Raw genomic sequence first — 21,716 nt, 5'->3', positions numbered from 1 at the left:
CCGAGGTCGAGGCGCGGTCCCGCCCGAGGCGTGCTCCCGCCGCGAGGCCTTCCGGGTCAGAGGGTCTCGGGGCGGCAGGACACCTGGAAGCCGTTCTCGTCCAGGAGGGGCTGGTAGGCGACCTGGTAGGTGTCAGCCGCCCACTGGGCGGGATCGGCGGGCGGGTTCCCGCTCCAGGAGAACGCGGCCTGGTCCACGAGCACGCAGTCGGGCACCCGCGTGTTGGGGCCGTGGGTCCACTGCACGTCGTGGTCCGGCACCAGGTAGGCCATGAGCGTGATGTCGGAGGCGACGACCGTGCCGTCGGGGATCGCCGCGACAGCGGCCTGGGCGGCGTCCCAGCGGGGGCTGTGGGCGAGGGCGTCGGGGCGGGCCAGGGCGGCGATCGGCATCTGGGAGCCCAGCACGAGGGTGACGGCCGCGGTTGCGGCGACGGCCGTGGTGCGCACGAGGCCGCCGGGGCGGGGCGCATCGGCCGTGAGCCAGGCGGTCGCGCGGCCGGTGCGGCGGTCGCCCAGGGCATCGAGCAGGGCCCCGAGGGCGATCGGCACCAGGATCGCGTTGTAGTGCCAGTACCAGGTCCAGTAGAACTCGACGGTTCCGGTGAACCGCCAGGCCAGGGTCGGCAGCATGAGCCAGATGAGCGGCGAGCGGGCCCCGACCACCCCGGCGGCCAGCAGCAGCATCCCCACCGTCATCCATTTGTCGGCGGGGAAGAACACGTCCAGCGGCGAGCCGAGGTTGCCCGTGTAGTCGTACTGCCCTGCCGTGTTCAGCAGCGGCAGGATCACGAAGGTCGACAGCACGAACCAGCCCAGCCCCCACGCGGCGAGCACCGCGCCGTGGACGCGATGCTCCCGCCGCCGCAGGGCGACGACCGCGCCGAGCACCGCGACCGTCAGGCCCAGGTCCTCCTTGACGAACACGAGCAGCGCCGCGAGGACGAGGGCCGGCACGATCCGTCCGCGCAGCAGAGCGGTGAGGGAGAACGCCATCAGCGGGACGGCGAAGGCGATCTCGTGGAACTGGACATCGGCCGCGGACTGCAGGCCGAAGGAGAAGGCGTAGGCCAGGCCGGCGAGCGTGCCGAGCCCGGGGCCGAGGCGGTCGATCGCCAGGCGGGTCAGCGGGATCGCGCTGAGACCGAACAGCAGCGCCTGCGTCCACAGCAGCGCCAGCCCCGAGGGCCAGACCGCCCACACCGGGCCCAGCAGCACCAGCAGCGGGTGGAAATGGTCGCCGAGCAGGTTCACGCCGTCGCCCTTGATGGGGACGATGGGGGCGCGCAGCTCGGAGTACGCCTTCGCGAGCTCGGAGAAGATGCCCAGGTCCCAGGAGCGGGAGGCGAAGCTGCGCCACTGCTGCACGCCGAGCAGGCCGTAGACGGCGGTCGCGGCGGCGGCGATCGCGAGCGGCACGCCCCCGCGCACCGCCTCCGGGGCAGGGGCCGGGGATGCGCTCCCGGGGCGGATGCCGGGGACCCCGGCGCCTTCGGTGCTCACGGCCGCGCTCATGGACTCGAGGGTACTGGCGCACGGCCCGGCGGGGCGCATCGGCCCGGATAGGCGCATCGGCCGGGGAAGGCACATCGGCCCGGGCCGGCCGGTGCGCGGGGCGGGCCGCCCCGGCCCCCGATCAGGAGATCGAGCAGGCGACCCCGTTGAAGCCGTGGTTGCAGTAGCCGCCGGGGTTCTTGGCGAGGTACTGCTGGTGCTCGGGCTCGGCCGTGTAGTAGACGCCGTCCCCGGCGTCGGCCAGCGCCGCGAGCTCGGTGGTGATGGCGCCGCGGCCAGCGGCGTCCAGCGCCTGCTGGTAGCTGCGGGCCGAGGCGGTGACGATCTCCCCCTGGTGCGCGGTCGTCCAGTAGACGGCGCTGCGGTACTCGGTGCCGACGTCGTTGCCCTGGCGCATGGCGGTGGTCGGGTCGTGCTGCTGCCAGAACTCGGTGAGCAGGGCGCGCAGCACGGCGTCGCGGGCGTCCTGGTCGGCGCCGCGGTAGATCACCCGCACGGCCTCGGCGTGCCCGGTCCTCGCGGAGAAGACCTCCTCGTAGGTGGGGTGGGCCGTGAAGCCTCCGGCGTAGCCGGCGGAGGTCGTGTGCACCCCGGGGATCTGCCAGGCGATCCGCTCGATGCCCCAGAAGCAGCCGCCGGCCAGGATGATCTCCTCCGCATCGGCGGGCCAGGGACGGGGGTCGACGGGGGCGTCGGGGCCCAGCATGTCGGTGCCCAGCACGAGGTGCTCGCGCAGCAGGGGGTACGGGGACGCGTCGCGGCCCGGCAGCGCCTCCTCGCGCGTGACCATCTGCTTCTTGTGCCCGTACAGGAGATCCATCATCTGCCACATGGTCCTCACGCTAGACCTGTGCGGGGCGCCGTGGGGGAGAAGGTGTCGCGCATCGCGCCGGGCGGGATCAGGCAGTCGGGTCCCGCGGGGCGGTCGGGTCCCGCGGGGCGGTCGGGTCCCGCGGGGAGGGCGGCGTCCCGTCCCGCGGCAGCAGCAGCACCAGCAGCACGACCACCGCGACGACGCCCGGGATCATCAGCCAGGCCGGGACCGCCGCGCCGGCGCCGGCGAGGGCCAGCAGCCCCGCCCCGGCCACCAGGCCGATGCCCAGCGCCGGCAGCGCCCGCCGCACCGTCGCCGCCAGCGCGCCGCGCCGCACCACCCCGTGGGCGGGGACCGAGGCCGCCAGCGCCCACAGGGCGTGGGACACCATCAGCAGCGCCGCCAGGGCCAGCGTGGCCCCGGCCCCGAGCGGTCCGGCGATCACCACGGCGATCACCAGCACGCAGAAGGCGACCAGTCCCGCATCGGCGTCGGGCCGCGCCGTCTGCAGCAGGCCCAGCAGGAGGACGACCAGGGTCAGCAGCACCGCCTGCGGCGAGCCGAAGGGAGCCATGCCGGTCACCAGCGCCGCGGCCAGCAGCAGCGCCGCGAGCGCGCCCAGGCGCAGCGCCCACTGGCTCGCGTCCACGATGCGCAGGTCCGCGATGGCCTGCGCGACGCCCTCGACGAGCGATCTCATCAGGACCTCCGGATCCGCGGGGCGGAGCCCGCCGCCATGAGGGACAGGACCACCGGCGCCAGGGAGGCGGGCCCCTCCCACGCCGTCACCGGCACGCCGCGCTCGCGCAGCTCCCGCACGATCTGCTCGCGCAGCAGGCGCCGCATCACCCAGGCCTCGGCCCAGAACCGGTCCGAGGCCCGGCCGTCGGGGCGGCGCTCGGGCCGGCCGTGCAGCGCCGAGGCGTCGCCGACGGACAGCGGCAGGGTGTCCACCACGATCACATCGGCCCCCTGGGCGACGAGGTCGCCGACCTGGGCGATCACCGGCTCGCTGAGCAGGGGCGAGAACACCACGGTGAGGGTGCCGGTGCGCACGGTGCGCAGCCGCACCGCCCGGCCGCTGCCGATCTCCCGGGTGGCGCGGGAGAGCGCGTCGGTGAGCACCCGCAGCTGGCGGGGCCCGGTGCCGGCGCGCACGGGGCCGATGAGATGGCCGAGGTCGTGCAGGGCGACCCGGTCCCCGGCGGCGAGGTAGTGGCGGGCGACCGCCGCGGAGGCCCGGACGGTCACGTCCAGGCTGGAGGGGGACTCCGGCGGGGCCGAGGGCAGCGGCGGAATGTCCACCAGGGTGTCGGTGACCAGGAGGACGTCGGTGTCCTGCTCGGAGAAGGTGGCGTTGGTGTGCATGGTGCCCGTGCGGGAGGTGACGCGCCAGTTGATGCGGTGCAGGCGGTCGCCGGCCTGGAACGGACGCACATCGGCCAGGGCCGTGCCGGGGCCGCGGCGGCGGGAGATGTGCGCGCCGCTGATGCCGATCACCGAGGGCACGTCCACGGGCGCCTCGAGGATCGGGGAGTCGGGGGTGACCTGCAGGTCCAGGGGCCCCAGCACGCTCTGGGCGCGGAAGGCGCCGGCGGCGTCGGCCACCTGCACGTGCACGGGGCCGATGCGGTAGTTGCCCCAGCGCCGCACGGTCAGGGAGAGGGAGACGGCGTCCGCATCGGCCGCGGTCGCGTAGCGGGGCGTGGTGTAGGCGTGCGCGCGCGGGGGCAGCACCACGCCGGCCACCGTACCCGGGGCGACGTGGACGCTCGCGCGGACCGTGCCGCCCTCGGGGAGGCGGTCCGTGCCCAGGCGCAGCACCGGGGCGGGCTCCGCCATCGGCCCGGGGGCGCCGGCGCGCAGCAGGAGGGCGGCGTGCGCGAGCAGCGCCCACACCAGCAGCGGCAGCACGAGCACCAGCAGGTCCGGCCGGCCGGCGAGCACGGCGATGGCCCCGGCGCCGCCGCCGGCGACGACGGCGCGGGTGTGGGCGGGGGTGGGGCGCAGCCGCAGCGGCGGCCCGGCCGGGGTGCGGACCCCGCCGGACGGGACGCGGGGCTGCGCGCTCCCGCTCACGACGCCGGCACCGCGCCGGCGGGCTGCGCGACGGGGACCTCGACCTCCGTGAGGACCGCCGCGACCACGGCGTGGCTGCTGGCGTTCTGCAGCCACAGCTCCGGCTTGATGGTGACGCGGTGGTCCAGGGCGGCGTGGGCGAGGTCCTTGACATCCTCGGGCAGCACGAAGCCGCGGCCGCGGATCACCGCGAGCGCCCGCGCGCAGACGATCAGCGCGAGGGTCCCGCGGGGGGAGGCTCCCACCAGCGCGTGGGGGTGGCGGCGGGTGGCGCGGACCAGCTCGACGGCGTACGCGCCGACCTCGTCCTCGACGTGGACCCGCTCCACGGCCTCCTGGACCGCGAGCAGGCCGGCGGCGTCGATGACCTGCGGGACGGACTGCTCCTCGGTGCCGCGGCGCAGCCGGCGCGAGAGCACGTCCCACTCCTGCTGGGCGCTGGGGTATCCGAAGGACAGCCGCAGCAGGAAGCGGTCCAGCTGCGCCTCGGGCAGCGGGTAGGTGCCCTCGTGCTCGACGGGATTGGCGGTGGCCAGCACATGGAAGGGCCGCGGCAGCGGGCGGGTCGTGCCCTCGACGGTGACCTGCCGCTCCTGCATCGCCTCGAGCAGCGCGGACTGCGTCTTCGGGGGCGTGCGGTTGATCTCGTCGGCCAGCAGCAGGCCGGTGAACACGGGGCCGGGCCGGAAGGCGAACTCGCCCGTGCGCTGGTCGAAGACCTCCGCGCCGGTGAGATCGGCCGGCAGCAGGTCCGGCGTGAACTGGGCGCGGGTGAAGGGCAGGCCCAGGGCCTGCGCGAAGGAGCGGGCCGCGAGGGTCTTGCCGAGGCCGGGCAGGTCCTCGAGGAGCACGTGGCCGCCGGCGAGGATGCCGGCGAGCACCAGCTCGAGGGCCTCCCGCTTGCCGACCACGGCCTGCTCGACGGCGTCCAGGACGGCGCCGGCGGAGGCGAAGGCCTCCTCGGGGGTCTCGGGCTGCGGGGCGACGGGCTCCGGGGCGGGGTCGGAGGCGGTGCGCTCGGGGCTGGCGGTCATGGACGGGACTCCTCGGTCGGGGTCGGGGCGGGATGCGGGGTCCGCCCGGTGGGGGCGGCGATCGGTGCAGGGGGCGCGACGGCCAGCTCGCGGAGGTAGCGGTGCAGGGTGGCGCGGTCGATGGGGGCCACCGGGTGGGCGTCGTGGTCCTCGTGGGCGGACTCCGCGATCAGACGGCGCAGCGGCTCGGACAGCGGCGGGGCGTCCTCGCGATGCTCGCGCTCGGCGGCGATCTCCCCGAGGGCCTGCCCGATGGCGCGGGCGGTGATCTTCCGGGCCGGCTGCGCGGAATAGGCGGCGGCCTCCAGGCGCCGCACCCGCAGATCGCGTCCGTCGAGGCGGGCGGCGTCGGGGTCGGTGTCCAGGGGCGGCGCGGCCGATGCGTCCGCGCGGGCGATCCCGCGGCGCAGGAACCAGGAGCAGGCGGCGACGGCGAGGGCCAGGGACACCGGCAGCACCGGGTCGAGGTGGGCGCCGGCGAGGGCCAGCACCAGCATCACGACCAGGGCGACCGCCAGGGCGATCCCGGTGTCGCGGACCAGGATCACCAGCTCGCCGACGGGCCCGCGGTCGCGCAGCGCGGCCCTCATGCGCCGGTGCCCGTCTGGGAGCGCAGATCCGCGGACAGCCGGGTGAGCAGGGCGATCGCCCGCTCCCGGTCCGCCTCGGTGATGGGGGTGCCGGAGAACAGCGCCCGGCCGTACAGCCGGGCGAAGTCCTCGAGATCCTCCCGGGGGAGGGACAGGGCCCCGAGCACCGCGAGGACGAACTCGCGGGTGGTCTGGGATCCGCCGCGGCGGATCCCCGCCTCGGCGATCGCCTGCTCGAGGGCGAGCCACGCGGCGATCACCGCATCGCCGGGCCGGCGGGCACGGGTGAGCTGGACGACGGCCTCGTCCAGCGCGGTCGCGGCCTGCTGGGCGGTGAGCTCCTCGGGCTCGGCCTCGGCCGCGGCCTCGGAGCGCCGCTCCCGGCGGCCCAGCGCGATCACGCGCTGGGCGATCCAGACGACCAGCACCAGCACGACCAGCCCTGCGAGCACGCCCAGGACCAGACCGATCAGGTCCATCGCCTCGCGCACGCCCTCCCGCACCGGCGGCGGGGTGACATCCCGCGTGGCCCACTCGGGCTCGTCGGGCCCCGGGTCCTGCACGGTGAGCTCCCGCGAGGAGGTGGGTGCCGCCGGCTCGAACGAGGCCAGCGGCTCGTCGCTGCGGGTGGAGGCGAGGCCCGCCAGCACCAGGCACAGCGTCCCCAGGGCCAGCACGAGCAGGGCCCACGGGCCGATGCTCCATCGCCGTGCCGCGCCGTCCGCCTGCTCGGCGCCGTCCCCCCGGACCCCCTCCCGGCTCATGCGGGACCGTCCCCGTCCGTGTGCTCCGTCTGCTCCGTGTGCTCTGCCTGCTCCGTGTGCGGGGAGGCGACGATCACCGACTGCTCCCCGGCGATGCGGGTGAGGATCAGGGTCGCCTTCTCGTCGCCGAAGCGGCGCGGCCGCAGGCTGCGCCGCAGCTCCTCCGGCGTGATCGCGGTCCCGCGCTTCTTGATCTCGAGCACGCCGATGCGATGCTCGCGCAGGTAGGCGGCGAGGCGCTTGAGGGAGAAGCCGAACACGTCCCGCACCGCGTAGCCCTGCAGGAACGGGGAGCGGATGCGCTGGTCGGCGGTGAGATAGGCGATGCTCGGGTCCAGGGTGCGGGCGTCCATCCCCGCGGCGACCTGGCCGATGAGGCCCGCGCGGATCACCGCGCCGTCCGGCTCGTACAGGTGCGCGCCCACGGGGCCGGAGTCCGGGTCGGGGACCTCCTCGCCGGTGCGCTCGCGCAGCGCATGGGCGCCGTCGCGGCCGATCACCAGGGCGCTGCGGCGCACCCCGTCGGCCGCGAGCGGACCGAACCAGCAGGTGGCCTCGAGGACCTGGCCGTGCCAGGACAGCCACTGCGTCTCCGTCCCCTCCGGCAGCGCCGCATGGTCGATGCCGGGGCCCAGCTTGGCGCCCAGCGGGCCGGCCTGGCCGTCGCGGCCGATGCGGCGGGCGAGGTCGTGGACCGTCGACAGCGGCGGCTCGTACTCCTCCGGGTCGTGCAGGCGGCGGGTGCGGCCGCGGGCCGGGGCACGCCGGGCGGGATCCAGCCAGATGCCCTCGGTGGCCGAGGGGTCGTGGTCCTCCGCACGGCCCAGGCGGACGCTCGCGGTGGGGAAGGGGCGCAGGTTCACGGTCGCGACGGCGACGGTGGCGGCGTCGCGGTCCACGGCCAGCACCTCGGTGCCCAGGGCGGCGTTGGCCATGGCGTCCCCGCCGATGCCGCAGCCGAGGTCCGCGACCGACGCGACCCCGGCGTCCCGGAAGCGGCGGGCGTGCAGCGCCGCCACGGGCAGCCGGGTCGCCTGCTCCAGACCGTGCGGGGTGAACAGCATCGTCGCGGCGAACTCCCCGAACTTGTCCGCCGCGCGGGCGCGCAGCCGCGACTGGGTGAGCGCGGCGGCGACGAGCTCGGGCGCATGGCCGGCGCCGCGCAGCCGCGCGCCGAGGGCGAGCGCGCCGCTCTCCTCGTACGGGGGCAGGGAGTTCAGCAGATCCCAGCCGGCCGGCTGCAGCACCTGCTCGAGCTCGGCGACCAGCGGGTCGGGGGCGGGATCCGCGGAGGCGGAGGAATGCGGCGTCGACGGATCCATGCGCACGAGACTATCGGAATCCGCTGTCCCGACGGGGCCGGACGCCCTCCGGATCGCTCAGGCGTGGGTCTCCAGCACGATCTTCCCCCGGGCGTGGCCGCTCTCGAGGACCTCGTGGCCGCGGCCCGCCTCCGCCAGGGGCAGCACCGCGGCGACCTCGAGCGGCAGCAGCCCGCTCGCGTGCCCCTGCGCCAGCTGCTGCAGCCGGCCGCGGGAGGGGGACATGCGGGTCACGCTCGCGCGGATGCCGCGCTCGCGGGCCGGGGCGAGGTCGGCCAGGCTCGGCACCGCGACGATCCGGCCGCCCTCGGCGATCACGTCCAGGCTGGGCAGGAAGGTCGTGAAGTAGTGCAGGTCGATGACGACGTCGACCCCGCGGCCGCGGGTCTCGGACAGCACCCGCTCGGCCCAGTCCTCCTCGTCGTAGGCGATCGGCTCCCCGCCCAGCTCGCGGATCCGCTCCGCGTTCTCGGCGCGGCCGGTGGCCAGCACCCGGGCGGCCCCGGCCTGCAGGGCCAGGGGGATCAGCAGCTGGCCCACCCCGCCGGTGCCGCCGTGGACCAGCAGGGTCTCCCCGGGGCGCAGGCGGGCGTCGTCCTCGAGGGCCGTCTGCGCGGTGGTGCCGGCCAGCGCCAGGCCGGCGTAGGCGCGCAGGTCAGGCTCGGCGCCGGGGACGGGGCACAGGTCGTGGGCGGAGAAGGCGACGGTCTCGGCGTAGGCGCCGCGCATGTCGCCGAGGGTCCTCACCCCGAAGACGGGGGAGCCCACCGGCATGCCCAGGGCCTCGAGGTCCACGTCGTCGGCCGCGCCGATCACGTGCCCGGACATCTCCCGGCCCAGCACGGCGGGCAGCTCGAGGTTCTTCGCCTGGCCGGAGCTGCCGTCGCGCATCTTGTAGTCGATCGGGTTCAGCCCGGCGAACGCCACCGACACCAGCACGTCCCCGGGCCCCGCAGCAGGAGGCGCGCTCTCGCGCAGCTGGAGGACGTCCGGGGTGCCGAAGGTGTCGATGATGATCTCTCGCATGCCTCGATTCTGTCCCACCGATGGGATCATCGGGGCGGTGCGGCGTGTCGGCCGGCGCGCGACGAGGTCAGGAGGACGCGAACGTGGTGGAGCATCCGGATCCCTGGTCGTGGCGCCAGGAGCTCGCCGAGCAGCTGGGCCCGCTGCTCACGGCAGGCGGCGGGCGGACGGGCGCCGCGCGCCGTCCCCAGGATGCGGGCGAGGCCCGGCCCGAGGCGGGCACGGCCTCCCTGCTGTCCGCCCTCGGCGGGCGCCTGGCCGAGGACCTCCGCGCCCCCGAGGACGTGCCGGCCCTGCCGGTCTCCGCGATGGACGGCTTCGCCGTGCGGGCGGCCGACGTCGACCCCGCCGGCCCCACCGTGCTGCCCGTCCTCGCCGACATCCCCGCCGCCCCCGGCGGCGCGCGGCGCCTGTCGCCGGGCACGGCCGCGCGCATCATGACCGGCGCCCCCGTCCCCACCGGTGCGGACGCCGTGATCGAGGTCGAGCGCACCGACGCCGCCCGGGCGGGTGCGGCGCCCGCAAAGGTGAGGATCGGCCCCGTCCCGCAGCTGCGCCCCGGGCGGCACGTGCGCCGCCCCGGCGAGGAGATCCCCCGCGGCGCGGTGATCGCCCCCGCCAGGCAGGAGGTGACGCCCGGCCTGGTGGCCGTGGCCGCGATGCTCGGGCTGGGCCGCCTGCCCCTGGCGCCGGGGCTGCCCTCCCGGACGCGGGCGGACGGCCCTCGGGTGGCCGTGCTGGTGACGGGCGACGAGGTCCTGCCCGGACACGACATCGCCGCCGGGCAGGCCGATGGCGCCGTCCGCGACTCCAACGGCGTCATGCTCGCCGCGGCCCTGGCGGAGCTCGGCGCCCGGGCCCTGCCGCGACGCTGCTCCGACGCGCCCGCGCCGTTCCTCCGATCCCTGCGCGAGGCCGCCGAGGAGGCGGATCTCGTGCTCACCACGGGCGGCATCGGCCACGGCGCCTTCGACGTGGTCAAGGCGGTGCTCGGGGAGGGCGGCACGGGCGGCTCCCGCTTCGCCCACCTCGCCCTGCGCCCCGGCGGGCCGCAGGGCCGGGGGACGCTCGCCCGCGCCGACGGCTCCCTCGCCCCGCTCGTCCACCTGCCCGGGACGCCCGTCGGCGCCCTGGTCGGGTTCCATCTCTTCGTGCGCCCGCTGCTCGGCGCCGGGGAGATCACGCAGGGCGTGCTCGGTCCGATCCCCGAGGCCGCCCGCCCGCAGCCCGGCCGGCGGGGGAGCGGCGGCGCCGCGCAGACGCGGCTGCACGCGCTGCCGGCCGTCCTCGAGGAGCACGACGACGCCGGTCACGGGGCCCCGCGGGCGCTGCTGCTGCCGGGACGCCGGCTCGCGCCCTTCGCCCGCGCCGATGCCCTGGTGCTGCTGGAGCTCGCGCCCGGGCAGGAGGCGGAGGAGGGGGCGGCGGTGCCGGTGGTCCGGCTGGGGGCGTGAGCGCTCGGTGATGCGCCCGGGCGCCCGGGGCGGGGTCAGCGATCGGGTCAGCCGGGAGAGCGGTCCTCGAGGCGCCGGCGAAGCGCCTCGTCCTGCGCCGCCCGGGCGGCGCGCCGGTCCCGGCGTCGGAGCGAGATGCCGCGGACCATCGTCGCGACCAGCACGATCCCCACGCCGGCGGCGGCTCCGAGGCTCAGCGCCGAGAGCCACGCGCTGTAGGTCCAGCCCGCCAGGAAGACCAGGGCGAGGGCCAGGATCCCCACAGGCCAGACGCCGATGCCGCGGTGGCGGAGGGCATCGGCGGACGCGATCGCGGCGAGGATGCCGACGACCAGGAGGATCAGATGCCAGAAGGTCACGATTCGAGCATAACCAGCCCCCGGGCACGGGGGAGACCTCCGATGTGCGGCACTCTGGACGACTGCAAAGCGTTATGGTGACCGACGGAACCGTCCGGAACGGACCGGTTCCTGACCCTCCTGCGTCGCGACAGCTCGGACCTCGAGCTCGACCCGGCACAGCGGCCGGAGCCTGCGGGCCCGGCGCGGTCGCCCCCGGTCCCGAGCGGGGCCCGGTCGACGAGCGGCACCCTGGGTACGGAAAGGAACACTTCGCGATGATGCACAGCCTGGTGGGGAGACGACGTGATTAGGTTCGTCTCGCTCCGATTGCTGACCTACGTGATCCTGGCGTTCGTCGCCACGAGCTTCGCCTACCTGCTGGCGGCCTCGCTGATGCATCCCGAGGAGGTGCTCTACCCGCCGATCGCGACGCAGCCGATCCCGCCGGCGACGGCCCAGATGTACCTCGACGTCCGCAACGTCAACCCGGACACCCCGCTGTTCGAGCGCTACGCGACGTGGCTGGGCGGGCTGATCCGCGGGGACCTCGGCGTGACCACCGGGACCAACAAGTCGATGGTGCCCGTGGTGCAGGAGCTGGCCACCAGGATCCCGATCAGCCTCCGCCTGGTGGTGCTGGGAACCGTCATCGGCACCGTGCTCGGCGTGCTGGTGGGCATGGTCTCGGCCGTGCGCCGGAACTCGATCGGCGACCGCGTCTCCACCTTCCTCGCCTTCGTGCTGCTGTCCCTGCCGACCCCCGTCGTCATCCTCATCGTGCAGCAGACGAACCAGGGCGTCATGGACCTCACCGGCTGGGGACTGCCGGCGATCAACCCGATCAACCCCCTGCTGGCGCCCGGCTCCTGGGAGTCCATCAGCTACCAGATCAAGGCGCTGGTGATGCCCACCATCGTGCTGGCGCTCTTCGCCGCCGCGTCCTACTCGCGGTACATGAAGGTCACGACCCTCGACGTGCTGGGCAGCGACTACCTGCGCACCGCCCGCGCCAAGGGGCTCACCCGCGGCCGGGCGATGACCAAGCACGGTCTGCGGATGGCCCTGATCCCGATGGGCCAGTACTTCGCCTTCGCGGTGGGGGCGGCCTTCACCGGGTCCCTGTTCGTCGAGCTCATGTTCAACTGGCAGGGCATCGGCCGCTTCGCCGTGTCCTCCATCGGCATGGCCGACGTCAACGGGACCGCGGGCGTCGTGCTGTACACGGCGATCCTGACCCTGCTCTCCGCGACCTTCGCAGACTTCCTGCAGGGTGTGCTCGACCCGAGGATCCGGTGACCCCATGACGAATCCTTCCGACATGCGCGGCACCGACGAGGCCGCCCAGCTGCAGGCGCACTCCGACCCGGCCGAGAATCCCGTCATCGCGAGCGTCCTGAACGACCCGTCGCTCTCCGAGCAGGACCTGCCCCAGGGCGACGCCCGGGCGATCGAGTCCATGGGGCGCAGCGAGCTGCTGCGCCGCCGCTTCCTGCGCAACCGCAGCGCCCAGATCGGCATGGTCGTCTTCGCGCTCCTCGTGCTGCTGGCGATCTTCGCGCCGATGTTCTACCAGTACGGTCCCTTCGAACGGGACCTGCGCAACGCGCTCAGCGGACCTTCGGCCTACCACTGGTTCGGCGTCAACGAGCGAGGCCTGGACATCTTCGCGCGCACCATGCAGGGCCTGCGGATCTCGCTGGTGATCGGTCTGGGGACCGCCGTGCTGACGTCCTTCCTCTCGGTGGTGGTCGGCATCGTCGCCGGCTTCGTGAGCAGCAAGGGCCGCTGGGGCGCGCTCGCCGACGGCGCGCTGGTCAACCTCATCAACCTGTTCCTGGTGATCCCTTCGCTGCTGCTGCTGATGCTGTTCAGCCCCGTGCTCCAGCAGCGTTCCTGGCTGTGGATGATCCCGCTGCTCGCCCTGTTCGCCTGGATGCTCACCGCCCGCGTGCTGCGCGCGATGACGCAGCAGCTCGTGCGCACCGAGTACGTCGAGGCGGCGAAGTTCATGGGGGTGCACCCCGTCGTCACCATGACCCGGCACATCCTGCCCAACATCGCCAGCTGGATCATCATCGACACCACCCTCGGCGTCAGCGGTGCGATCCTCGGCGAGACCGGCCTGTCCTTCATCGGCTTCGGCATCCAGTACCCGCAGGTCTCCCTGGGCACCGTGCTGCAGGACTACAACATCTCGGCGCCGTACACCTGGATCCCGCCGGCCGCGGTGCTGGCCGCCCTCGTCATCTCCATCAACCTCATGGGCGAGGCGCTGCGCGACGCCCTCGACCCGACCAGCGGCGCGAGCCGGCTGTAGAAAGGGGGAGCAGATGTCCGACACGATCCTCTCCGTCCGCGATCTCACCGTCACCTTCCCCTCCGAGCACGGCACCGTCCGCGCCGTGCAGAACCTCAGCTACGAGGTCCACAAGGGCGAGGCCCTCGCGATCGTCGGCGAATCCGGGTCCGGCAAGTCCGTCAGCTCCCTCGCGGTGATGGGCCTGCTCCCGGCCACCGCGAGCATCAGCGGCGAGATCGAGCTGATGGGCCGCAAGATCTTCACGCTCGACGACAAGCAGCTCTCCGAGCTGCGCGGGAACACGATCTCGATGGTGTTCCAGGACCCGCTGTCCGCGCTGACCCCGGTCTACCGCGTCGGCGATCAGATCGCCGAGGTGGTCCGGATCCACCATCCGGAGCGGTCCGCCGCGGCGGCCCAGGCGCGCGCGGTCGAGCTGCTGGAAGCCGTCGGGATCCCCGAACCGGGGCGCCGGGCGAAGCAGTACCCGCACGAGTTCTCCGGCGGCATGCGCCAGCGGGCCATGATCGCCATGGCGATCGCCAACGAGCCCGAGCTGATCATCGCCGACGAGCCGACCACGGCCCTGGACGTGACGATCCAGGCGCAGGTCATGGAGCTGCTGAAGTCGGCCCAGGAGCTGCTGGGGGCCGCGACGGTGCTCATCACCCACGACATGGGCGTGGTCGCCGGCTTCGCCGACCGGGTCCTGGTGATGAAGGACTCGCGGATGGTGGAGACCGGCGAGGTCGACGAGATCTTCTACCGGCCCCGGGAGAAGTACACCCGGGATCTCCTCTCCGCCGTGCCGCGGGTGGACCTCGCCGAGTCCGAGGGCACCGCGAGCGTCGCCGGCGCCGCCCTGCGCAGGGTCGCGGAGGCGGTCGAGGCCACCGAGCCGGCGATCCCGCGGGAGGAGCGCCCCGCCGTGCTCGAGGTCGAGGACCTCCACCGGGTCTATCCGATCACCAAGGGGGCGCTCGTGCGCCGGAAGGTCGGCGAGCAGCGGGCGGTGGACGGGATCTCCTTCGACATCCGCGAAGGGGAGTGCGTGGCCCTGGTCGGCGAGTCCGGCTGCGGGAAGACGACGACGCTGATGGAGATCATGCAGCTGCGCACCCCGCAGCAGGGCGTGATCCGGATCGGCGGCAAGGAGACCGGCTCCCTCACCCGCAAGGAGCGCCAGGCTCTGCGCTCGGACGTCACCATCGTCTTCCAGGACCCGATGGCGGCCCTGGACCCGAGGATGCCCATCGGCGACATCATCCGCGAGCCGATGCGCGTGCAGGGCTACAGCGCCGAGCGCATGGCCGAGCGCGTCGAATGGCTGCTCAAGACCGTGGGACTGCTGCCCGAGCACGCCGCGCGGTATCCCACCGAGTTCTCCGGGGGCCAGCGCCAGCGCGTGGGCGTCGCCCGGGCACTGGCCTGCGACCCGAAGCTGATCGTGCTCGACGAGCCGACCTCGGCGCTGGACGTGACGGTGCAGGCGGGCGTGCTCGCCATGCTGGCGGACCTCAAGACCCGGCTCGGCGTGAGCTTCCTGTTCGTCTCGCACGACCTGTCCGTGGTCCGCCACATCTCCGATCGCATCGCCGTGATGCGCCAGGGGAGGATCGTCGAGATCGGCGCGACCGAGGACGTGTTCTCCGATCCGCAGCACGAGTACAGCAAGGAGCTCCTCGCCGCCGTGCCGATCCCCGACCCGGTGATCGCGCGGAGCCGGCGGCGCATGGTGCTGGACCGGGCGGCCTTCGAGGGGGCGGCCCCGGAGGACGGCTCCACGGCCGCCTGAGCGAGACCGATCCCGGGGCGCGACCTGCCACGATGCAGGTCGCGCCCCGGTGCGTCGGGGCCTCGCCGTGTTGCGAAGCGGTAACAGGAACGCTGACATCCCACCCGGGATACCGACCGGTCATTAGACTCGTCACACCGGGCATGGACGGTGCTTGACCCAGAAGGTTTCACACCGCATGTCCCGGTCTCGACCACGAAGCGGTGCTGAGCGAATCGGTGCGCGCGAATGAAGGAGAAACATATGCGTCTGACGCGTCGATCCATGCTGGGAGCGACGGCCCTGACCGTCTCGATGACGGCGCTGGCCGCCTGCAGCCAGGACCCGGGGACCGGAGGCGGCGGCAACGGGGGCTCCGACGGCGGCGGCGAGGAGGGCGGCGACGCTCCGATCGCCGCCGACTCCAACGACATCAACGCGAAGGACCGCTCCGAGCTCGGCGAGGGCGGCGCGCTGCGCCTGGCGAACAACGCCTTCCCGGCCAACTGGAACGGCTTCCACACCGACGGCAACGAGGCGAACACGTCCGAGATGCTCGCGACGATGTACCCCAGCCTCATCCAGTACAGCGCTGCCGGCGAGGTGACCCACAACCCGCAGTACGCCCAGCGCATCGAGCTCACCTCCGAGGACCCGCAGGTCATGGAGATCGAGCTCAACGAGGGCATGACCTGGTCCGACGGCACGCCGATCAACTACCAGTCGATCGCCAACGTCTTCGAGACGATGAACGGCTCCAAGCCCGACTACGCCATCGCCTCCTCCTCCGGCTACGACAAGGTCGAGAAGATCGAGCAGGGCGCGAGCGACCTCATCGCCGTGGTCACCTTCAAGGAGAAGTACGCGGACTGGATCTCCCTGCCGGGCGTCATGCCGGACTCCCTGGTCGCGACCGCTGACGCCTTCAACACGAGCTGGGCCGCCGAGCCGCTGGTCACCGCCGGCCCGTACAAGGTCGACACGATCGACGCCGCCAACAAGACGGTGCTCGTGGTGCCGGACGAGAACTGGTGGGGCGACAAGCCCCTCCTCTCCCAGGTCCTGTTCACCACCATCGAGGACCCGGCCGCGACCGCGACGGCGTTCCAGAACGGCCAGCTCGATGTCATCGAGACGACGGTTCCCGCCACGTACTCCGTGGTCGAGCCGCTGATCGGCAACGGGGCCACGCTGCGCAAGGCCGCCGGGCCGAACTGGACCCACCTCACCCTGAACGGCGCCGAGGGGCGCGCGCTGGCCGACCCGGCCGTGCGTCAGGCGATGTTCCGCGCGATCGATCGCCACGAGGTGTTCCTGTCCGTCAACGCGACCATGCCGTACCCGGACAACACGGAGCCGCTGAACAACCACCTCCTGATGACGAACCAGGAGGGCTACCAGGACAACTCGGGCGATCTGGGCACGTACGACCCCGAGGCCGCCAAGAAGCTCCTCACCGACGCCGGCTACACCCTCGAGGGTGAGGGCGACGACATGAAGGCCATGAAGGACGGCAAGGCCGTCGAGATCACCTACGTCTACAACGACGGCTCGAAGACCAACGAGGCCGTCGTGCCCGTGGTCCAGGAGCAGCTCAAGGCCGTGGGCATCACCATGACCGTGCAGAAGGTCCCGCCGACAGACCTGTTCTCCAAGTACGTCATCCCGGGCGACTTCGACGTCACGCTGTTCGGCTGGGTCGGCAACCCCTTCCTCTCCTCCGGCGACTCGATCTGGAAGACCGACGGCGAGCAGAACTTCGGGAAGATCGGCGATGCCGAGACCGATGCGCTGATCGACCAGGCCGCCGTGGAGACGGACCCGGCCAAGCGCCTCGAGCTGATCAACCAGGCCGATGCCCGGCTCTGGCAGCTCGCGGGCGTCGTCCCGCTCTGGCAGGCGTACGACTTCTTCGTGCAGAACGACGATCTCGCGAACTTCGGGGCCAAGGGCTTCCAGTCGCTGGACTGGACGAAGATCGGCTACGTGAAGGGCTCTTCGAAGCTCGACGGCTGACCCCCGGTCATCCTGGCGACGGCCCCTGCGCTCCGGCGCGGGGGCCGTTCCGCGTCCACGCTCAGGAGACGCCGGCACTCCTCGGGGTCTCCGGGAGCGAGGGGACCGGACTCGTCCTGCTCAGCCCCCGGCGAAGGGCGGCAGCACGTCCACGCGGTCGCCCGGGGCGAGCGCCCGCGTCCGATCGCGGCACACCACGGAGTTCACCAGCAGGCTGCAGCTGTCGAGCACCCGGGCGCCGGGCGCGTCGGTCGCGGCGCGCAGCTGCCCGAGCGCCTCGTCCACGGTGCCGGCGCGCAGGAGCATCCGCTCGGCGCCCAGGGCCGCGGCGACCGCGGCGAACAGGTGCACCTCGATCTCGGGGAGCGAGGCGCCGGTCCCGGGACCCGGGACCGGGGCGGAACGGGATTCCATGGCGCTCATCCTCCGATCGCGCTCATCGGCCGCTCGGGCTGGACGAAGTCGGGGCGGTCCATGCCGTGGCCGGCCGCCTTGCCCCACTGGACCGCCCGCCACATGTCGGCGATGGCCTCGTCCGACGCCCCCGAGCGCAGGGCGCCGCGCAGGTCCGTCTCCTCATGGGAGAACAGGCAGGTGCGCACGCGCCCCTCGGCCGTGAGGCGGGTGCGGCGGCAGTCGGCGCAGAAAGGCCGGGTCACCGAGGCGATGATGCCCATCCGCCCGCGGTGCGCGCCGGTGGCACGATCGGCGACGTCGAACAGCTCGGCGGGGGCGCCGGCGCGCTCCACATCGGCGGGGGAGAGCAGGAAGCGCCCCTCGAGCAGGGCGTGGACGTCCTGGGCGGTGACCATGCTGCTGCGGTCCCAGATGTGGTCCGCGTCCAGCGGCATCTGCTCGATCACGCGCAGCTGGAGGTCCCGCCGCAGGCACCAGTCCAGCAGATCCGGCAGCTCGTGGTCGTTCACCCCGGGCATCAGTACGGCGTTGATCTTGATCGGGGTCAGCCCCGCCTCCCGCGCCGCGTCGATGCCCTCGAGCACGCGGTGCAGCAGGGGCCGGCGCGTGATGCGCTCGAAGGTCTCGGAGACCACGGAGTCCAGGGAGACGTTGATGCGGTCCAGCCCGGCCTCGCGCAGCTGCGCGGCGCGCACCTCGAGGCCGATGGCGTTCGTGGTCAGCGAGACGTCCGGCGCGGAGGGCAGGGCCGAGATCCCTGCGATGATCTCGGGCAGGTCTGGCCGGGTCAGCGGCTCGCCGCCGGTGAGCCGCACCTGCGTGATCCCCAGGTGCTCGGTGCCGATGCGCACCATCCGCACGATCTCCTCGCGGGAGAGGAGGTCCTTCGAGGAGAGGAACGTCAGGCCGGAGGCCGGCATGCAGTACGAGCAGCGCAGGTTGCAGAAGTCGGTGAGCGAGACGCGCAGGTCGGTCGCCTCCCGGCCGAAGCGGTCCAGCAGGGCCGGGGAGGCGGGGCGATCGGCCGTGTCGGGAAGGCGCACGGCGGCGGGGTCCGTCGTGCGGGGCCGGGGGATCCCCAGCGCCACGCCGCGTCCTGCCCTGGGCATCGCGCCCCCTCCCTGCGGCGCGCCGGGTGCGCGCCGTCCCGTCCAGGATAGGGGCCCGCCCCGCGCCGGCGGGGATCGGGCGGGCCCCGTTGCCGGGTCGAGACCCGCCGGGGTCGTGCCGCGGGGCGTGGGCGTCCCCGCGGCCGGGGGCGGCGGGGCGCGCTCCGGGGGCCGGAGGCCGATACTGGAGGGGTGCGCCGAGGTCGCTCGGCGCCCGCACCCGAGGGAAGGACGCCGATGGACCGGATCCCGCTCGCCGATCACCGCGACGACGCGATCGCCCTGCTCGCCGCCCATCGCACGCGAGAGATCGTGCCCGTCACGGGCGCGCTGCTCGGGCGGGTGGCCGCGGCCGATGTCCGGGCCCGCACCGACGTCCCCGCGGCGGACAACTCCCAGATGGACGGCTATGCCGTCGCCGCGGCCGATCTCGCGGGCGACGGCGCCGCGGCGCGCCTCCGGCTCGCCCCGGCGATCGCCGCCGGCGCCGGGGTGCGCGACCACGTCCCCGGCACCGCGACCCCGATCATGACCGGCGCCCCCGTCCCGCGCGGCGCGGACCTCGTCGTCCCCGTCGAGGAGAGCGGCCCCGGCAGCTTCGAGGGCGCCCCGCCCGCCGGCGAGGAGATCGACCTGCGTCCCGCCGTCGCCGCGGCCGGTCGCTTCGTGCGCCGCGCCGCCTCCGACACCCGCGCCGGGGACCTGATCCTGCGCGAGGGGACCGTGCTCACCCCGGCACGCATCGCCCACCTCGCCGCCTGCGGGATCGACCGTCTGCGCGTGCTCGTGCCGATGCGCGCCCTGGTCCTGTCCACCGGCAGCGAGGTGCAGGATGCCTCCACGGCGCTGCGGGAGGGCGGCGCCTTCGACGCCAACGGTCCGGGCCTCGCCGCCGCCCTGGTCGACGCCGGCGCGGAGGTGGTCGGCGCCGCCCGTGTCGTGGACGATCCCGCCGAGCTGCTGCGCACCCTCGAGTGCCAGGCCGCCGCGACCGGGGCCGATCTCGTCGTGAGCAGCGGCGGTGTCAGCGCGGGCGCGTTCGAGGTGGTCCGCCAGGCCGCCGAGCTGCCCGGCGTGCGGCTGGCCTTCCCGAAGGTGGCGATGCAGCCCGGCGGCCCGCAGGGCATCGGCACCGTGGAGGCCGACGGCCGCCGCCTGCCGTGGCTGGCGTTCCCGGGCAACCCCGTCTCCGCGCTGCTGAGCCTTGAGCTGGTGGCCCGGCCCGCGCTCGGAGCCGCGCCGCGCACGACGCTGCGCCTGCCCGTCCGCCTGGACGAGCCCGCGCCCTCGCCGCGCGACCTCGAGCAGTACCGGCGCGCCCGGCTGCTGCCGTCGGGGGAGGTGCGGCTGGTCAGCGGCCCTTCCTCGCATCTGCTGGGGGCGCTGGCGCTGTCCGATGCTCTGGTGCGGGTGCCGGCCGGCGTCGACATGGTGAACGATGGGGACATGCTCGAGACCCTGCTGCTCCCGGGCGCCGGCGCATGACCGGCGCAGACCTCTCCCATGTGCGCGAGGACGGCTCCGCCCGCATGGTCGACGTGACCGACAAGGCCGTCACCTCCCGCGCCGCCACGGCCCGGGCCGTGCTGCGTACCCGCCCCGACGTCATCGACCGCATCGCCGAGGGCACCCTGCCCAAGGGCGAGGCCCTGCCCGTGGCGCGCATCGCCGGGATCATGGGCGCCAAGCGCACCCCGGACCTCATCCCCCTGTGCCACCCGCTGCCGCTGTCCGGGGTGGAGCTGGACCTCGACCCCCACGACGACGTCGTCGAGATCCGCGCCCGGGTGCGGACCCGCGGCGTCACCGGCGTGGAGATGGAGGCGCTGACCGCCGTGAGCGTCGCGGCGCTGACCGTCTTCGACATGATCAAGGCCGTCGACCACCTCGCCGTGATCGAGCAGATCCGGGTCGAGGAGAAGTCCGGCGGGAAGAGCGGCGACTGGAGCCGGGGCGATGCGCCGGCCGCAGCCGCAGGCCCCGAGGAGCAGGAGGGCCCGCGATGAGGGAGATCCCCGCCCGGCGCAGCGACGCCGACTGCCGCATCCCCGATCCGGAGAACCCGGCGCTCCTGCTCGGCAGCGCGCGCGTGGTCATCGCCTCGACCCGTGCGGCCGACGGCACCTACGAGGACCGCACCGGCCCCCTGCTGCACGCCTGGCTCGCAGGCCGCGGCCTGGACATCGGCCCCGTCGTCGTCGTGCCCGACGGCCCCGAGGTGGGGCGGGCCGTCGGCGCGGCGATCGCGGACGGCGTGGACGTGCTCATCACCTCCGGCGGCACCGGCATCTCCCCGAGCGACGTCACCCCCGAGCAGACGGCTCCCCACCTGGACCGGGAGCTGCCGGGGATCCTCGAGGAGGTGCGGCGGCGGGGCCTGGCGAACTCCCCGGCCGCCCTGCTCAGCCGCGGCCTCGCCGGCATGGCCGGGCGGACCGTCGTGGTGAACCTGCCCGGGTCCCGCGGCGGGGTGAAGGACGGCATCGCCGTGCTCGACCCGATCCTGGACCACCTCCTGGACCAGCGCGACGGCGGTGGCCACGCATGAGCGGCCCCGGCTCCGCCGCGCCGGACGGGCCGACCGAGCAGACCGCGACCCCGAGCGCCGCGGTCCCCGACGCCGTGGCACCGGAGCGTGCACCGGAGGCCATCGGCCGCACCCCCTTCGGCGCCGACCCGCAGCAGCTGCGTGTCCCCGGCGACCCGGCGCTCGGCGAGGCCGGCGCGCGCGTGCGCCGCGCGAGCGTGGGGGAGGAGCCGATCTCCGTCGAGGAGATGGCCCGCGCCGTCGCCGATCCGCGCTGCGGGGCCGTGGTCACCTTCGACGGGGTGGTCCGCGACCATGACGGCGGGCGCACCGTGCTCTCCCTGGACTACAGCGCCCACCCCCTGGCGCAGCAGGCGCTCGCCGAGGCCGCGCGGGACGTGGCCGCGAGCCATGAGGACGTGCTCATCGCCCTCGCGCATCGCATCGGCCCGCTGCGCATTGGCGACACCGCCCTGGCCTGCGCGGTCGCGGCGCCGCACCGCAAGCTCGCCTTCTCCGCCTGCGACGCGCTGGTCGACGAGGTCAAGCGCCGCGTCCCCATCTGGAAGCACCAGCGCTTCGCCGACGGCGAGGCCGAATGGGTCGGTGCCGGCGGCTGACCCCGCACCGCCGCCC

The 21,716-nt window shown here is 74.3% G+C and carries 21 protein-coding genes; 9 read left to right on the top strand and 12 right to left on the bottom strand.

Features of this window, described 5'->3' with window-relative positions:
• Nucleotides 1-56: 56 nt before the first annotated feature.
• From ABD234_RS09215 to ABD234_RS09175, 9 genes are all read right to left on the bottom strand, one after another.
• On the bottom strand, nucleotides 57-1,514 hold the full coding sequence (locus tag ABD234_RS09215; RefSeq protein ID WP_344355423.1) for a DUF2079 domain-containing protein: 1,458 nt from the start codon (nucleotides 1,512-1,514) through the stop codon (nucleotides 57-59).
• 121 nt (nucleotides 1,515-1,635) lie between these two features.
• Entirely contained in the window at nucleotides 1,636-2,346 is a 711-nt protein-coding gene (msrA, locus tag ABD234_RS09210; RefSeq protein ID WP_038371208.1) for a peptide-methionine (S)-S-oxide reductase MsrA, read from the bottom strand.
• Nucleotides 2,347-2,413: 67 nt separating this feature from the next.
• Nucleotides 2,414-3,028, bottom strand: coding sequence for a hypothetical protein (locus ABD234_RS09205; RefSeq protein WP_344355419.1), 615 nt, complete (start codon nucleotides 3,026-3,028; stop codon nucleotides 2,414-2,416).
• Nucleotides 3,028-4,407: a DUF58 domain-containing protein gene (locus ABD234_RS09200; RefSeq protein ID WP_344355417.1), complete on the bottom strand. Its 1,380-nt coding sequence runs from the start codon at nucleotides 4,405-4,407 to the stop codon at nucleotides 3,028-3,030. Before ABD234_RS09200 ends, ABD234_RS09205 begins: the two co-directional genes overlap by 1 nt.
• Nucleotides 4,404-5,441 (bottom strand): AAA family ATPase, encoded by a 1,038-nt coding sequence (locus ABD234_RS09195; protein WP_344355412.1) that lies wholly within the window; start codon nucleotides 5,439-5,441, stop codon nucleotides 4,404-4,406. Before ABD234_RS09195 ends, ABD234_RS09200 begins: the two co-directional genes overlap by 4 nt.
• Nucleotides 5,438-6,031, bottom strand: coding sequence for a hypothetical protein (locus tag ABD234_RS09190; RefSeq protein WP_051486579.1), 594 nt, complete (start codon nucleotides 6,029-6,031; stop codon nucleotides 5,438-5,440). The genes ABD234_RS09195 and ABD234_RS09190 overlap by 4 nt, the downstream gene beginning before the upstream one ends.
• Entirely contained in the window at nucleotides 6,028-6,795 is a 768-nt protein-coding gene (locus ABD234_RS09185; RefSeq protein ID WP_344355408.1) for a DUF4129 domain-containing protein, read from the bottom strand. Before ABD234_RS09185 ends, ABD234_RS09190 begins: the two co-directional genes overlap by 4 nt.
• Nucleotides 6,792-8,117, bottom strand: coding sequence for a class I SAM-dependent methyltransferase (locus ABD234_RS09180; RefSeq protein ID WP_198025362.1), 1,326 nt, complete (start codon nucleotides 8,115-8,117; stop codon nucleotides 6,792-6,794). Before ABD234_RS09180 ends, ABD234_RS09185 begins: the two co-directional genes overlap by 4 nt.
• 57 nt (nucleotides 8,118-8,174) lie before the next feature.
• Nucleotides 8,175-9,143, bottom strand: a complete 969-nt coding sequence (locus ABD234_RS09175) for an NADP-dependent oxidoreductase (RefSeq protein ID WP_038371213.1) — start codon at nucleotides 9,141-9,143, stop codon at nucleotides 8,175-8,177.
• An 83-nt stretch (nucleotides 9,144-9,226) separates the two neighbouring features.
• On the opposite strand from ABD234_RS09175, the gene ABD234_RS09170 reads away from it, so the two are divergent.
• Nucleotides 9,227-10,597 carry a molybdopterin molybdotransferase MoeA gene (locus ABD234_RS09170; protein ID WP_051486580.1) on the top strand — a complete coding sequence of 457 codons (1,371 nt, stop codon included), beginning with the start codon at nucleotides 9,227-9,229 and terminating at the stop codon, nucleotides 10,595-10,597.
• A 47-nt stretch (nucleotides 10,598-10,644) separates the two neighbouring features.
• Here the strand turns inward: ABD234_RS09170 and ABD234_RS09165 are convergent, their stop codons facing one another.
• Nucleotides 10,645-10,956 carry a hypothetical protein gene (locus ABD234_RS09165; RefSeq protein WP_038371214.1) on the bottom strand — a complete coding sequence of 104 codons (312 nt, stop codon included), beginning with the start codon at nucleotides 10,954-10,956 and terminating at the stop codon, nucleotides 10,645-10,647.
• 285 nt (nucleotides 10,957-11,241) lie between these two features.
• On the opposite strand from ABD234_RS09165, the gene ABD234_RS09160 reads away from it, so the two are divergent.
• The 4 genes from ABD234_RS09160 (at nucleotide 11,242) to ABD234_RS09145 (ending at nucleotide 17,027) form a co-directional block, all read left to right on the top strand.
• Entirely contained in the window at nucleotides 11,242-12,234 is a 993-nt protein-coding gene (locus ABD234_RS09160; RefSeq protein ID WP_038371215.1) for an ABC transporter permease, read from the top strand.
• A gap of 4 nt (nucleotides 12,235-12,238) precedes the next feature.
• Nucleotides 12,239-13,255 (top strand): ABC transporter permease, encoded by a 1,017-nt coding sequence (locus ABD234_RS09155; protein WP_051486581.1) that lies wholly within the window; start codon nucleotides 12,239-12,241, stop codon nucleotides 13,253-13,255.
• Nucleotides 13,256-13,268: 13 nt separating this feature from the next.
• Nucleotides 13,269-15,032 carry a dipeptide ABC transporter ATP-binding protein gene (locus ABD234_RS09150; RefSeq protein WP_038371217.1) on the top strand — a complete coding sequence of 588 codons (1,764 nt, stop codon included), beginning with the start codon at nucleotides 13,269-13,271 and terminating at the stop codon, nucleotides 15,030-15,032.
• Between the two features lie 243 nt (nucleotides 15,033-15,275).
• Nucleotides 15,276-17,027: an ABC transporter family substrate-binding protein gene (locus ABD234_RS09145; protein WP_038371218.1), complete on the top strand. Its 1,752-nt coding sequence runs from the start codon at nucleotides 15,276-15,278 to the stop codon at nucleotides 17,025-17,027.
• A 120-nt stretch (nucleotides 17,028-17,147) separates the two neighbouring features.
• Here ABD234_RS09145 and ABD234_RS09140 read toward each other — a convergent pair whose 3' ends face one another.
• Entirely contained in the window at nucleotides 17,148-17,441 is a 294-nt protein-coding gene (locus tag ABD234_RS09140; RefSeq protein WP_051486582.1) for a MoaD/ThiS family protein, read from the bottom strand.
• 5 nt (nucleotides 17,442-17,446) lie between these two features.
• Complete coding sequence (gene moaA, locus ABD234_RS09135) at nucleotides 17,447-18,553, bottom strand: GTP 3',8-cyclase MoaA (protein WP_084148299.1); 1,107 nt, start codon at nucleotides 18,551-18,553, stop codon at nucleotides 17,447-17,449.
• 237 nt (nucleotides 18,554-18,790) lie between these two features.
• On the opposite strand from moaA, the gene ABD234_RS09130 reads away from it, so the two are divergent.
• The 4 genes from ABD234_RS09130 to ABD234_RS09115 are packed head-to-tail and all read left to right on the top strand — an operon-like array spanning nucleotide 18,791 to nucleotide 21,700.
• On the top strand, nucleotides 18,791-20,038 hold the full coding sequence (locus ABD234_RS09130) for a molybdopterin molybdotransferase MoeA (protein ID WP_038371220.1): 1,248 nt from the start codon (nucleotides 18,791-18,793) through the stop codon (nucleotides 20,036-20,038).
• Nucleotides 20,035-20,559, top strand: a complete 525-nt coding sequence (gene moaC, locus ABD234_RS09125) for a cyclic pyranopterin monophosphate synthase MoaC (RefSeq protein WP_051486583.1) — start codon at nucleotides 20,035-20,037, stop codon at nucleotides 20,557-20,559. Before ABD234_RS09130 ends, moaC begins: the two co-directional genes overlap by 4 nt.
• Nucleotides 20,556-21,101, top strand: a complete 546-nt coding sequence (locus tag ABD234_RS09120) for a MogA/MoaB family molybdenum cofactor biosynthesis protein (protein WP_084148300.1) — start codon at nucleotides 20,556-20,558, stop codon at nucleotides 21,099-21,101. The genes moaC and ABD234_RS09120 overlap by 4 nt, the downstream gene beginning before the upstream one ends.
• The gene (locus ABD234_RS09115) at nucleotides 21,098-21,700 is read left to right on the top strand and encodes a molybdenum cofactor biosynthesis protein MoaE (RefSeq protein WP_344355392.1); all 603 of its coding nucleotides are present in this window, start codon (nucleotides 21,098-21,100) and stop codon (nucleotides 21,698-21,700) included. The genes ABD234_RS09120 and ABD234_RS09115 overlap by 4 nt, the downstream gene beginning before the upstream one ends.
• The last annotated feature ends 16 nt before the right edge of the window (nucleotides 21,701-21,716 follow it).

It is taken from the genome of Brachybacterium phenoliresistens (assembly GCF_039530785.1).
GTDB lineage: Bacteria > Actinomycetota > Actinomycetes > Actinomycetales > Dermabacteraceae > Brachybacterium > Brachybacterium phenoliresistens.
The sequence above is the reverse complement of the archived record's forward strand: the minus strand, read 5'-3'. Positions and strand labels throughout refer to the sequence as shown.